The organism is Sinorhizobium sp. GQ132, assembly GCF_059758575.1.
The window spans coordinates 127,342-138,885 of record NZ_JCAXDX010000009.1 but is presented as its reverse complement, the minus strand read 5'-3'; the positions used below and the strand labels follow the sequence as shown (position 1 = coordinate 138,885).

The window sequence follows — 11,544 nt, the reverse complement described above, 5'->3', positions numbered from 1 at the left end:
GGACGATCGCGCGGCGAAGATAATGGATGACTGAGATGGCGCGCCGAGAAGACATCCGGGATTTCCTGAGCCGTGAAAGGGCCTGCGTGCTTGTCGAGGTGGCGAGCGCGGCAGGCTCGACGCCGCGCGATACCGATGCCTGGATGCTCGTTTCAAAAGACCGCACCTTCGCCACGATCGGCGGCGGACAGCTGGAATTCATGGCGATCGACCACGCGCGGAAACTCGTTCAGGGGGCGAAAGCCGATCTTCGAATGGCGATCCCCCTCGGCCCGGAGATCGGCCAATGCTGCGGTGGCCACGTCGCGCTTTCCTTCAAGAAGGTCGATGCGGACACGCGTGCGACACTCATCGAGCGCAGCGACGATGAGATCGCGCATCGGCCCCATGTCTATATCTTCGGCGCCGGCCACGTCGGCAACGCGCTCGCCATGGCGCTGTCGCACGTGCCGCTCAGGACCGTTCTCGTCGACACCCGCGAACATGAGCTCTCGGCCGCCGACGTATCGGGTATCGAGACCTGCCTGACCGCAATGCCCGAAGCCGTCGTGCGCGACGCGCCGCCGGGCAGCGCCTTCGTCGTCCTCACCCACGATCACGCACTCGACTTCCTGATCGCGACCGAGGCGCTCGGGCGCGAAGACGCCAGTTACGTCGGCATGATCGGTTCGAAGACGAAGCGCGCGACTTTCAAGAACTGGCTGTCGCGAGAGGTCAATCGTCCTGAGCTTTTCGAGAGGCTGGTTTGCCCGATCGGCGGTACGGTGGTGAAGGACAAGCGGCCGCCGGTGATCGCAGCCCTTGCCGCGGCCGAGATAATGACCGCGGCGCTGAACCGCCATCTGCAGCCTCGCGCGCTCACCCCGAAGAGCCAGAGATCGATCAAGGCATAGGCCGGTTGTCGCCCTTTCGCGGGCGGATTACGCAGTCTGTTACGCGATCGGCCTCGTTCAGCTCGGCGGCGTGGCGCTGACCCCACTCGCAGAGTGCCAGCAGGACCGGCTCGAGGCTGAGGCCGAGCGTCGTCGCAGAATATTCGACGCGCGGCGGTATCTCGCGGAAAATCTCCCTGTGTACGAGGCCATGCTCCTCCATTTCGCGGAGCTGCTGGATCAGCACTTTCTGGCTGACGGCGGGTATCAGCCTTCGCAACTCGGAAAGCCGCTTCGGCCTATCGAACAGATGGTAGAGGATGATGGCTTTCCAGCGTCCGGAGATCACCTTGAGTGCGCGCTCGGAGGGCAGCACCGGCAATTTCTTTATGATCTCGGCCATGGTTACCCATCGGTCAGTATGGAACGAAAGAGTGTGTAGATGCGGTCCGAAGACTACCCCTAAATAACCGCGCAAACCAACAGTTTCGAGGTAAGTTCTTATGAAGGCCATTGAATTTCGTCGCTTCGGGGCGCCAGACGTGCTCCGAAGCGTCGATGTCCCTACACCGAGCCCGGGCAGAGGCGAGGCGCTCGTCCGCGTGGGTGCCGTCGGCGTCAACTATTTCGAGGTTCTGATGCGGCAGGACCGCTACGCGGTCACGCCCGAACTGCCGATGATCCCGGGTGTGGAGGTCGCCGGCGTCGTCGCAGCGGTCGGAGAGGATCTTCCTCAAGATCTCGTCGGCAGTCGTGTCGCGGCCCCGATGTTCGCTCATGGGCGGGGTACCGGCGGATATGCCGAATATGTGGCGGTCGAGGCCGCGATGCTGGTGCCGATCCCGGACGGACTTTCCTTCGAAGCGGCTGTTGCCATGATGGTGCAGGGCCTCACGGCTCTTTATCTCGTCCGGCAAAGCGCGCTGCAGAACAAAACGCTGCTGATCAGCGCTGCGGCAGGCGGTGTGGGTTCACTGCTCGTGCAATTGGCAAGGAAAGGCGGTGCGCGGACGATCGTTGCCGTTGCGAGTTCGGAGGAAAAGCTCGACTTCGCCCGTTCGATCGGTGCTCACGTCGGCATCAACTATGCGGCCCCTGATTGGACGGCAACGCTCAGGAGGGCTTTGAACGGTGGCGGGGTCGACATTCTCTACGATTTCGTCGGCGGCGAATTTACCGACGCTGCGATCGATCTGCTGGCACCGGCGGGAGAGCTGGTTTTCGGTGCCCTCGGCAGGTTTGCGTTGAGCGCGCGGCAAGCAGAATCGATGTTCGCACTGAACCAATCCCTGCGCGGCTTCGCCTTACTGCCGCTCTTGAACCTCGCCGGATTGAAGGCGGATCTCACCGAGCTTTTCAACCGGGCGCAAGAGGGCGCATTGACGGTCGCGATCGACAGCCGCTTTTCGCTGGATCGGGCAGCGGACGCACACCGGGCGATCGAGAGCCGCCGAACGATCGGTAAGGTCGTGCTTGTGCCCTGAGGGCGCTGCGCTCAAGCGCTTGAACGCTCCTGCACCTCATGAGGCTCGGCAAGCATCTTGCCGATCAGCCGCTGACAGCGCTCGGCCATGAAGTCGATCATCAGCCGGACCTTCGGATCCTGGAAGCGCTTGTGCGGGTAGATCGCCGCAAGCTGGGCGCCGAGCGGCGGCGTCTCCTCGAGCACCGGGACGAGCAAGCCCTCGTCGATATGCTGTTTCACCTCGAAGAGCGGCTTGTTAACGATGCCGCGTCCGTCAAGCGCCCACTGGGTGAGCACGTCGCCATCATCCGAATCATAGGGACCGCCGACCTCGAACTTGCGAACGCCATCCGGTGTCTGCAAGGTCCAGTAATACTCCTTCGACCCGGGATAGCGCAGCAGAAGACAGTCGTGGCTGTGGCTTAGGAGGTCGTCCGGCGACGAAGGGATGCCGCGCCTTTCGAAATAGCGCGGCGACCCGCAGAGCACGCGGTCGCAGTTCATGATGCCGCGCATGCGCAGGTTCGAATCCTCGAGTATGCCGAGCTTGAAGGCGATGTCGACGCCCTCGGCAAGGATGTCGACATTATGATCGGAGAGGCGCAACCGCACCTCGATATCCGGGTAGCGGTCGTGAAACTCCGGTATGCCGGGCGCGATCAGTCGCCGGCCGATGCCGAGCGGGGCGGTGATCTTCAGCGCTCCCTTCGGATTTCTTGATAGATCGGCAATGGCGCTCTCCGCCTCGTTCACCGCTTCGAGGATCTTTACCGCGCCTTCGTAGAAGACTCGTCCGTGCTCGGTCGGCGTCAGTTTTCTGGTGGTGCGGTTGAACAGGCGCACGCCCATATGCCGCTCCAATTCCTTGATTCTGTTGCTGGCAACCGCCGGCGTGACGCGCTGATCGCGGCCCGCTGCCGACAGCGTTCCAAGTTCCACGACGCGCACGAACACACGCACATTATCGAGATAGGACATGCTTCCGCCTCTGCTCTTCCGGCGCGAACGTAGCGCTCCGGCCCCTCTTCGATTTTATAGTTTTTTTTGAAAGAGTTGGTGCGATGGCGCCGTTCCCGCCTCCCCAAGCAATGACACATAATGAGCGCGAGAGAAATGGGGAGAACTCAATGTACGAGTATGCCATCGCCTGGGATTGGCTGACATTTGCGGTGAGATGGCTGCATGTCATCACCGGCATAGCCTGGATCGGCTCATCCTTCTACTTCGTCGCGCTCGACCTGGGGCTGAAGCAGCGTCCGGGCATGCCGGTCGGCGCCTACGGCGAAGAGTGGCAGGTGCATGGCGGCGGCTTCTATCACATCCAGAAGTATCTGGTTGCGCCGGAAAACATGCCGGAGCACCTGATCTGGTTCAAGTGGGAGTCCTACGTCACCTGGCTCTCCGGTTTCGGCATGCTTGCGCTCGTCTACTATGCCGGCGCGGACCTCTACCTCATCGATCCGAACGTGCTCGATGTCTCGAAGCCGATGGCCATCGCCATCTCGCTGGCTTCGCTCGGCTTCGGCTGGCTTGCCTATGACACGATCTGCCGTTCGCCGTTCGGCAACGACAATACGCGGCTGATGGTGCTGCTCTATTTCATCCTCGTCGCCGTCGCTTGGGGTTACACGCAGCTCTTCACGGGCCGGGCGGCCTATCTGCATCTCGGCGCCTTCACGGCGACCATCATGTCGGCCAACGTGTTCTTCATCATCATCCCGAACCAGAAGAAAGTCGTTGCCGACCTGATCGCAGGCCGTACGCCCGATCCTGCGCTCGGAAAGCAGGCGAAGCAGCGTTCGACGCACAACAACTATCTGACGCTGCCCGTGCTGTTCCTGATGCTTTCGAACCATTATCCGCTCGCCTTCGGCACGCAGTATAACTGGATCATCGCCTCGCTGGTCTTCCTCATGGGGGTCACGATCCGTCACTGGTTCAACACCCGCCACGCCAACAAGGGCAGCCCGACCTGGACATGGCTCGCGACGGTGCTTCTGTTCATCGCCATCATGTGGCTCTCCACCGTGCCCAAGGTCCTCTCCGAAGGCGGAGAGGCCAGGGCTTCGACGGCCGTCGAGGCCGTCGTCGCGTCGCCGGACTTTTCCAAAGTGCGCGATACCGTGCTTGGCCGCTGTTCCATGTGCCATGCGCGCGAGCCCGGATGGGAAGGCATAATCGTGCCGCCTAAGGGCGTCGTTCTCGAAGCCGACCGCGACATCGTCGCGCATGCCCGCGAAATCTACCTGCAGGCGGGGCGATCGCATGCCATGCCGCCTGCCAACGTCACCGGCATCACCGAGGAGGAACGCCAGCTTATCGCCTCCTGGTACGAGACGACCGTAAAGGAAGGAAAGGTCCAATGAACGATCTCTTGATCCGCGGCCGCGTGCTGACTTTCGTCAAGGAACCCGAGAGCGTCGACGATGCCGGCTCCTACCGCTACTTCGAGGACGGCGCCGTTTTCGTGAGGAATGGCAAGATCGAGGGCGTCGGCCCTTACGGCGACATAGCGAGGCAGGCGGGCCCCGGCGCAGAGGTCGCCGATCATCAGCCGCACCTCGTACTGCCCGGTTTCATCGATACGCACCTGCATTTCCCGCAGACACAGGCTATCGCCTCCTACGGTGCGCAGCTCCTCGAATGGCTGAACACCTATATCTTCGTCGAGGAGCAGAAGTTCAAGTCGCCCAAGCACGCCGCCTTCATCGCGGGCCGCTTCATGGACGAACTCCTCTCCAACGGCACGACCACCGCAGTCGCCTATTGTTCGGTGCATCCGGAAAGCGTCGACGCCTTCTTCACCGCGGCCGAAGAGCGAAACATGCTGATGATCGGCGGCAAGGTGATGATGGACCGCAACGCGCCGGACGCGCTGCAAGACACGCCGGAAAAAGGTTATGACGAGACGAAGGCGCTCATCGCCAGGTGGCACGGCCGCGGCCGCGCGCATTATGCGATCAGCCCGCGATTCGCGATCACTTCGACGCCGGAGCAGATGGAGGTGAGCCGCGTGCTCGCTGCCGAGCATCCGGATTGCTACGTTCAGACCCACCTGTCCGAAAACCGGGACGAGATCGCTTTCGCCACCTCGCTCTTTCCGGAAGCGAAGGACTATACCGACATTTATGCGCGCTACGAGCTGCTCGGCCGCAAGACTCTGCTCGGCCATTGCATCCATCTGAGCGACCGCGAGATATCGGTCCTCGCAGAGACCGGAGCGGTCGGCGTCTTCTGTCCGACCTCGAACCTGTTCCTCGGCAGCGGGCTCTTCGATCGCGACCGTTTCGACAGGCTCGGCGCACGCCATGCGGTTGCGACCGATGTCGGCGGCGGGACGAGTTTCTCGATGCTGGAAACGATGGACGAAGCCTATAAGGTCCTGCACCTGCAGGGCCAGCGGCTCTCGCCGCTCAATTCCTTCTACATGTTAACGCTCGGCAATGCGCGCGCGCTCGATCTCGAACACCGGATCGGCTCGCTTCATGCCGGCGCGGATGCGGACATCGTCGTCCTTGACAGCCGTGCCAAGCCGGCCATGGAGCTCAGGATGCAGGTTGCCTCGACGCTTGCCGAAGAGCTCTTCATTCTGCAGACCATGGGCGACGACCGCTCGGTGGCCGAGGTATATGTGGCGGGCAGGCAGATGAAGAGCGGACGGCGGGAGACGAAGACCGAGGCCGTGAGGGCACTGGCGACGGCATAGCTGAAAGTACGATCAAAGGAAGCGTGCAGCACGCCCTCATTCGCCTCCGGCAGCTTGCCCCATTTAGATAGGGAGAAGGGACAAGCGCCGGTCTCCGTGAGCTTCGCGAGGGACGGGGAAGGTGCCGCGAACCCCTCGCCCCGCCTGCGGGGAGAAGGTGCCGGCGGGCGGATGAGGGGCCTTCGCCGACGGCGGGGACTGCAAGAGGCAACTACCGCCCGTTGATCGCAATGCGCTTGGCTTTCGACTGGGCCTGCTCGGTCTTCGGCAGGGTCACCGTCAGGACGCCATTGCGGAAGGTCGCATTCACCCTGCTTTCATCCACCTCGTATCCCAGCGGAATGCGCCGTTCGAAGCGACCGTAATATCGCTCAGAGAACTGGTTTTCCTCGTCCTCGGTCTCTGCCCGTTTTTCGCCTCGCAGCGACAGCACGCCTTCGGACAAGGACAGTTCGACATCCTTTTCCTCGAGACCCGGCAGTTCCGCGGTCACCTTGATTTCCTTATCCCGATCGGAGACCTCCACGCTCGGCCAGCCGCCTGCAAAACCCGTAAAGCCGCTGAAGGGCAGGCGGGTTTCGAAGCTGCGGAAGGCGTCGTCGAACAGGCGGTTCATTTCCCTGTGGAGCGCCAGGAAGGGATTTCGGTCGTTGTCACGATAGGAAGCCGGCACCTGGCCCTGCGCGCGGCCCCATGGGATGAGATCACGTACATTCATCGGTCCGTTCCTTTCTTTGCATTGAGAGCGGGGTGTGGGGTCTTGCGGCCTCTCCCGCTCCCCATTCCGGAACCGAAGCGTCAGCGTCCGCCGGCGCTTCGGTGCGATTGGCATGCGCAGCTACGCTGCGTGTTTCTCGCCTTCGATCTGTTTCGAGGCCTCGCCGGCCGGCAATGCCTCTGCCTGATGTATCTCTATCCGACGCGGCTTCATCTGCTCGGGAAGCTCACGGACGAGGTCGATCTTGAGCAGGCCGTTGGCGAGGTTGGCGCCGGTGACGCTGACAAAGTCGGCGAGCTGGAAGCGACGCTCGAAATTGCGCGCGGCAATACCGCGGTAGAGATACTCGGTGTCGTCTTCCCCGGTTTTCGCACCGGTAACGGTCAACATCTGCTGCTCGTGCGTGATGGTGATCTCGTCCGGGGTGAACCCCGCTACCGACATTGCGATCCGGTACTGGTTCTCACCGACCCGCATGATGTCGTAGGGCGGCCAGTTGTCATTAGGCGCCAGGCGACTTGCGGAATCCAAGAGGTCGAACAGATGTTCGAAGCCAACGCTGGAGCGCGACAGCGGCGAGAAATCGAAGCTTGTTCTCATAGCCATATCCTCCTTGAGCAACATGGACGATGAGGAGCGCCGAAGAGAACGGAGCTCCTCGACTGCGAGCCCCTTACAGGCGGCTCTCGCACCCGATTTAGTCATTCGAAGCCGGGTTTCAAGGGCCTCCGGGCATCGATTTTCGCCCGTTGCTCCGGCCAGCGGCGACCGCGAAATCCGCCCGTTTGAACGAGGGCCCAAGCCGCTGATCGAGGTTCTTGAATTTACCTTTTCTGCTCCAATATCTGGTGAGCGCGATACGTTTTCGAGACGCGCAGAGATCAATATGGCACCTCGCAGCGCTGCCTGGTTCGTTCGACCCGTGAGAGTGCAGCGGGCGTGCAGTAAATTGACGGCATAGGAAAGGAGGAAAAATGCTTCTCAATGAGATCCCCTGGACGATCCCTCTCACCGTGCGCCTTTCCAACGGTCTGACGCACACTTTTGCCTCCGTTTACGAGGCCCTCGACTTCCTGGAAAACGAGTGGCCGCTCAGGAAGGGCGAGCGCTACGAACGGGCGGTGCGGACCTGTCGGCGGGCGTTGAACCGGATGACGCCGGCGGCAGTGGCGCGGGAAGCCTTCATCGCCGCTTGCCTTGAAGCGGGCATGCCGCTCGTCATGGCACCGCCGGCCCGCGAGCCGCAAGGCGATAGCGTCAAGGCTGCGCAAACGGCGTAAAGGAGGCGGATCAGGTAATCATGCACAGACCCCGGCATACGCGCCGCGGCGTCTTCATTTCGGCGACGCGAAAACGTCTGTTGAGACGACGAAATGGCCTCCGGGCGGGGGCCGGACGATGATCTGCTACCAGATACGCGCGACGCCGGTAAATGCTGCGGCTGCACGCGCGAGCAATTGCGTGTGATCGCTGGCCGGCGCGCAGTTGGGAGGAGGCGTTTCCCGATGTGGAAGCCGTGCTCGACGAGGCCTATCACTCGTCGAGCGTATGCTTGCACGCTCCGTTCTTGAAATCGACCGGGTAAAGTAATACCTTTATTAAAGTATTCCTTACCGAGGTAGATTATGAGCGCGACAGTGACGACAAAAGGTCAGGTGACTATCCCTAAGCCGGTGCGGGACTTCCTTGGCATCGTGCCGGGCACACGGGTGGATTTTCTGCGTGCCGCAGACGGCACCGTGGTTTTGACGCGGGCGGGTGAGAAGCGGCCTGCGAGCCGCTTCAGCAAGCTGCGCGGCCATTCCGGGAAGGGTTTGAGCACCGATGCCATCATGGCGCTGACGCGCGGTGACGAGTGACGTTCGTCGATACGAACGTCCTGCTCGATGTGGTGACCGACGATCCGACCTGGGCGGATTGGTCGATCGGGCAACTCGAAGCCGCGGCGTTGCGCGGGCCGCTTCTGATCAATGATGTCGTCTATGCCGAACTTGCGGTGCGCTACGAGCAGATCGAGCGACTGGATGCGTTTCTGTCGGAGGCCGGGATCGATATCGCCGCCATGCCGCGGCCGGCGCTTTTTCTGGCTGGCAAGGTGTTCCTGAAATATCGCAAGGCAGGTGGACAGCGCACTGGCGTCCTGCCGGATTTCTTCATCGGCGCGCATGCCGCCGTCGACCGGTTGGATCTGTTGACGAGGGATACGGGGCGGTATCGGAGGCATTTTCCGACTGTAACGTTGATTACGCCTGACCGATAGGTCGCTTAATCGCGGGGATGCGCTGAAGCGGGCTCTAGCAGCAACAGATTCCCTGGACGATCCCTCTCACCGTGCGCCTTTCCAACGGTCTGACGCACACTTTTGCCTCCGTTTACGAGGCCCTCGACTTCCTGGAAAACGAGTGGCCGCTCAGGAAGGGCGAGCGCTGCGAACGGGCGGTGCGGACCTGTCGGCGGGCGTTGAACCGGATGACGCCGGCGGCAGTGGCGCGGGAAGCCTTCATCGCCGCTTGCCTTGAAGCGGGCATGCCGCTCGTCATGGCACCGCCGGCCCGCGAGCCGCAGGGCGATAGCGTCAAGGCTGCGCAAACGGCGTAAAGGAGGGAGGCCGGCGGTCGCGTGGAGCGTCCGTTCGTTTCACTGGACGAAGACGCGTACGCTGGCGGCACGCCCCAGCGCATCGATGACCGTGAGTGTCGAGTAGCCGCCGCCATCCGGCAGCCACTGGCTGACGCGCCGTCGGGTCACGTCGGGTAGCGGGCGGCCATTGGCAAGCCAGTGGAAGGGCGCCCGGCCGCCCTGGAGCTTCAGCGTCAAGGGCGTGATCTCGCCGTCCCCATGCGCTCCAAGCTCGACGCGGGCGCCTTCCGGCGGGAACACGATCTGCGGTGCCGCTTCACGGGCCGAGGCCGAAAGCAGCCCGTTCGCCGTGACCGAGAAGCGCCGCTGGCTGATCGGCAGATCGGCCTGGACAAGCCGGACGGCGCCCGCGGGCGGGCCGGGCAGGGGTGTTATCGCGATCCCCGCCTTGGCAAATCCTTCGAACAGAATCGGCGCCGCCGCACCATAACCGGTCAGGCCGGGCACGGCGCCATTGTCGGCCCTGCCGACCCAGACACCGAGCACATAGCGGCCGTCGAAGCCTACGGACCAGGCATCGCGATAGCCGTAGCTGGTGCCGGTCTTATAAGCGATGCCGTGCCGGCGGCTTCCCGCCGGTGGCAGCACGTCGGAGAGTATGTCGGCGACATGCCAGGCGGCGACCGTCGACAGGAGCGGTTCGCCGTCGATGGGACCGGGGACGCCTTCGATGCCGTTGCCGAGGCGCACCGGCCAGCCTTGGTTCGCCAGGCCCGCATAGAGCTGTACGAGCTCGCGAAGCGTGATGCCGACGCCGCCGAGGCCGATCGCAAGCCCCGGCGCCTCGTGCGGCGGCAATTTCGGCCTGACGTCGGCGCGCCGGAAGCGAACCATCAGGCGCGACGGACCGATGGCATCGAGCAGGCGGATCGCCGGCACGTTCAGGGACGTTTGCAGCGCCTCGCGCACGCTGACGTCGCCCTGATAATTCATGTCGAAATTGCGCGGCCGATAGCCGAAGAAGTCCGCCGGCCGGTCTTCGATGATCGTCTCCTGGCTGACGAGACCCTCCTCGAAGGCAAGACCGTAGATGAAGGGTTTCAGCGTCGATCCGGGGGAGCGGGTGATCCGCGTCATGTCGATCCAGCCCGAGCGGCTTGCGTCGAAATAGTCGGCCGAGCCAACTTCGCCGACGATCTCGCCGGTCCTGCTATCGGCCATGACCATGGCGACCGACACTTTGGGACCGAGCCTTGCAGCACCTTCGCGGGCGACGCCTTCGAGGCCCCGTTGGATATTGCGGCTAAGCGTTGTCGGATGCCTGCGCTCCGCCGGATGCTTCCGTCGCGCCGCCTCGGCGAGATGGGCAGCATGGGCGGGAAGCTGCAGCCGGCGCGTCGGTATGGCGGTCATCGCCGCCCGCTCCGCTTCGCCTTCGCCGATCACCCTGGCGACAGCGGCGCGGGCGAGCACGCGTTTGCGGGCCGCTTCGGCGGCGGGAAGATTGCGGTCGGGCCGGCGCTTTTCCGGCAGTTGCGGCAATGCGACGAGCAGTGCTGCCTCTCCAGCCGAGAGGCGGCGCGGCTCCTTGCCGAACCAAGCGAGGCTTGCCGCGCGCACGCCCTCGAGATTGCCGCCATAGGGCGCATGGGTCAGATAAAGATCGAGAATCTCGTCCTTGCCGAGGCGCCGTTCGATCTGGATGGCGCGCGCCACCTGCCGAAGCTTCGCCGCCAGCGTGCGTCTCTCCCGCGGCTCGATAAGGCGCGCCACCTGCATGGAGAGCGTGGAAGCGCCGGAAACGACATGGCCGCTGGTGATGAACTGCAGCGCGGCACGAGCGAGCGCCAACGGATCGACCCCGTGATGTTCGCGAAAGCGCTGGTCCTCATAGGCGATCAGCATTGCGATGAAGCGCGGGTCGACGTCCTGCGCGGTCGTCTTCAGCCGCCACAGGCCATCCTTGGTCGCGAAGGCGCGCAGGAGGTGGCCGTTTCTGTCGAGAACTTCGGCCGAGACCGCTTCGGCCTCGGAGAGCGGCGGCGGAAAGGCCCTGTCGGCCCATTCGAGGGTGAAGACTGCGAGAGCGGACAGGATCAGGACGAGGGATACGGCGACGATCGCCCGGCCGCGTCTGGATGGGTCGCGTGGGGCTGCTGCCACAATGCCTTTGCGGTTCGACTTTCGCCGAGAGAACATCATC

Annotated in this window: 13 protein-coding genes; 8 read left to right on the top strand and 5 right to left on the bottom strand. The window is 63.2% G+C overall.

The features are described from left to right. The first annotated feature begins 35 nt into the window (after positions 1-35). The gene (gene xdhC / locus AC6CIG_RS21925) at positions 36-893 is read left to right on the top strand and encodes a xanthine dehydrogenase accessory protein XdhC (protein WP_498323797.1); all 858 of its coding nucleotides are present in this window, start codon (positions 36-38) and stop codon (positions 891-893) included. Here the strand turns inward: xdhC and AC6CIG_RS21920 are convergent. Further along, on the bottom strand, positions 883-1,275 hold the full coding sequence (locus AC6CIG_RS21920; RefSeq protein ID WP_018097056.1) for a winged helix-turn-helix transcriptional regulator: 393 nt from the start codon (positions 1,273-1,275) through the stop codon (positions 883-885). The two genes, xdhC and AC6CIG_RS21920, sit on opposite strands and share 11 nt — an antisense overlap. Positions 1,276-1,375: 100 nt before the next feature. Between AC6CIG_RS21920 and AC6CIG_RS21915 the strand changes: the two genes are divergently transcribed. Continuing rightward, a complete protein-coding gene (locus AC6CIG_RS21915; RefSeq protein ID WP_498323795.1) occupies positions 1,376-2,356 on the top strand; it encodes a quinone oxidoreductase family protein in 981 nt (326 codons plus the stop codon). A gap of 11 nt (positions 2,357-2,367) precedes the next feature. Here the strand turns inward: AC6CIG_RS21915 and AC6CIG_RS21910 are convergent, their stop codons facing one another. Then, positions 2,368-3,315, bottom strand: coding sequence for a LysR family transcriptional regulator (locus tag AC6CIG_RS21910; RefSeq protein ID WP_100670432.1), 948 nt, complete (start codon positions 3,313-3,315; stop codon positions 2,368-2,370). 149 nt (positions 3,316-3,464) lie between these two features. Here AC6CIG_RS21910 and AC6CIG_RS21905 point away from each other — a divergent pair, with 149 nt between their 5' ends. Both AC6CIG_RS21905 and guaD read left to right on the top strand, forming a co-directional pair. Continuing rightward, positions 3,465-4,703, top strand: coding sequence for a urate hydroxylase PuuD (locus AC6CIG_RS21905; protein WP_018097053.1), 1,239 nt, complete (start codon positions 3,465-3,467; stop codon positions 4,701-4,703). Next, positions 4,700-6,043 carry a guanine deaminase gene (guaD, locus tag AC6CIG_RS21900; protein ID WP_498323793.1) on the top strand — a complete coding sequence of 448 codons (1,344 nt, stop codon included), beginning with the start codon at positions 4,700-4,702 and terminating at the stop codon, positions 6,041-6,043. Before AC6CIG_RS21905 ends, guaD begins: the two co-directional genes overlap by 4 nt. Before the next feature lie 211 nt (positions 6,044-6,254). On the opposite strand, the gene AC6CIG_RS21895 is transcribed toward guaD, so the two are convergent. Together AC6CIG_RS21895 and AC6CIG_RS21890 are read right to left on the bottom strand one after the other, a co-directional pair. Continuing rightward, positions 6,255-6,761 carry an Hsp20/alpha crystallin family protein gene (locus tag AC6CIG_RS21895; RefSeq protein ID WP_498323792.1) on the bottom strand — a complete coding sequence of 169 codons (507 nt, stop codon included), beginning with the start codon at positions 6,759-6,761 and terminating at the stop codon, positions 6,255-6,257. Between the two features lie 120 nt (positions 6,762-6,881). Further along, positions 6,882-7,361, bottom strand: a complete 480-nt coding sequence (locus tag AC6CIG_RS21890; protein WP_018097050.1) for an Hsp20 family protein — start codon at positions 7,359-7,361, stop codon at positions 6,882-6,884. A gap of 374 nt (positions 7,362-7,735) precedes the next feature. Here AC6CIG_RS21890 and AC6CIG_RS21885 point away from each other — a divergent pair, with 374 nt between their 5' ends. The 4 genes from AC6CIG_RS21885 to AC6CIG_RS21870 all read left to right on the top strand — a co-directional run bounded on the left by AC6CIG_RS21885 (position 7,736) and on the right by AC6CIG_RS21870 (position 9,359). Next, a complete protein-coding gene (locus AC6CIG_RS21885; RefSeq protein WP_018097049.1) occupies positions 7,736-8,041 on the top strand; it encodes a DUF982 domain-containing protein in 306 nt (101 codons plus the stop codon). Between the two features lie 345 nt (positions 8,042-8,386). Further along, complete coding sequence (locus AC6CIG_RS21880; RefSeq protein WP_498323789.1) at positions 8,387-8,620, top strand: AbrB/MazE/SpoVT family DNA-binding domain-containing protein; 234 nt, start codon at positions 8,387-8,389, stop codon at positions 8,618-8,620. Then, positions 8,617-9,021: a type II toxin-antitoxin system VapC family toxin gene (locus AC6CIG_RS21875; protein WP_100670418.1), complete on the top strand. Its 405-nt coding sequence runs from the start codon at positions 8,617-8,619 to the stop codon at positions 9,019-9,021. Before AC6CIG_RS21880 ends, AC6CIG_RS21875 begins: the two co-directional genes overlap by 4 nt. A gap of 71 nt (positions 9,022-9,092) precedes the next feature. Then, positions 9,093-9,359, top strand: a complete 267-nt coding sequence (locus AC6CIG_RS21870) for a DUF982 domain-containing protein (protein ID WP_498323787.1) — start codon at positions 9,093-9,095, stop codon at positions 9,357-9,359. A gap of 39 nt (positions 9,360-9,398) precedes the next feature. Here AC6CIG_RS21870 and pbpC read toward each other — a convergent pair whose 3' ends face one another. After that, on the bottom strand, positions 9,399-11,543 hold the full coding sequence (gene pbpC / locus AC6CIG_RS21865; RefSeq protein ID WP_498323785.1) for a penicillin-binding protein 1C: 2,145 nt from the start codon (positions 11,541-11,543) through the stop codon (positions 9,399-9,401). Position 11,544 lies beyond the last annotated feature (1 nt).

What these genes read in the sequence shown, in the direction of transcription:
- xdhC (WP_498323797.1), top strand. Translation starts at nt 36, where the DNA reads ATGGCGCGCCGAGAAGACATCCGGGATTTCCTGAGCCGTGAAAGGGCC.
- AC6CIG_RS21920 (WP_018097056.1), bottom strand. Translation starts at nt 1,275, where the DNA reads ATGGCCGAGATCATAAAGAAATTGCCGGTGCTGCCCTCCGAGCGCGCA.
- AC6CIG_RS21915 (WP_498323795.1), top strand. Translation starts at nt 1,376, where the DNA reads ATGAAGGCCATTGAATTTCGTCGCTTCGGGGCGCCAGACGTGCTCCGA.
- AC6CIG_RS21910 (WP_100670432.1), bottom strand. Translation starts at nt 3,315, where the DNA reads ATGTCCTATCTCGATAATGTGCGTGTGTTCGTGCGCGTCGTGGAACTT.
- AC6CIG_RS21905 (WP_018097053.1), top strand. Translation starts at nt 3,465, where the DNA reads ATGTACGAGTATGCCATCGCCTGGGATTGGCTGACATTTGCGGTGAGA.
- guaD (WP_498323793.1), top strand. Translation starts at nt 4,700, where the DNA reads ATGAACGATCTCTTGATCCGCGGCCGCGTGCTGACTTTCGTCAAGGAA.
- AC6CIG_RS21895 (WP_498323792.1), bottom strand. Translation starts at nt 6,761, where the DNA reads ATGAATGTACGTGATCTCATCCCATGGGGCCGCGCGCAGGGCCAGGTG.
- AC6CIG_RS21890 (WP_018097050.1), bottom strand. Translation starts at nt 7,361, where the DNA reads ATGAGAACAAGCTTCGATTTCTCGCCGCTGTCGCGCTCCAGCGTTGGC.
- AC6CIG_RS21885 (WP_018097049.1), top strand. Translation starts at nt 7,736, where the DNA reads ATGCTTCTCAATGAGATCCCCTGGACGATCCCTCTCACCGTGCGCCTT.
- AC6CIG_RS21880 (WP_498323789.1), top strand. Translation starts at nt 8,387, where the DNA reads ATGAGCGCGACAGTGACGACAAAAGGTCAGGTGACTATCCCTAAGCCG.
- pbpC (WP_498323785.1), bottom strand. Translation starts at nt 11,543, where the DNA reads ATGATGTTCTCTCGGCGAAAGTCGAACCGCAAAGGCATTGTGGCAGCA.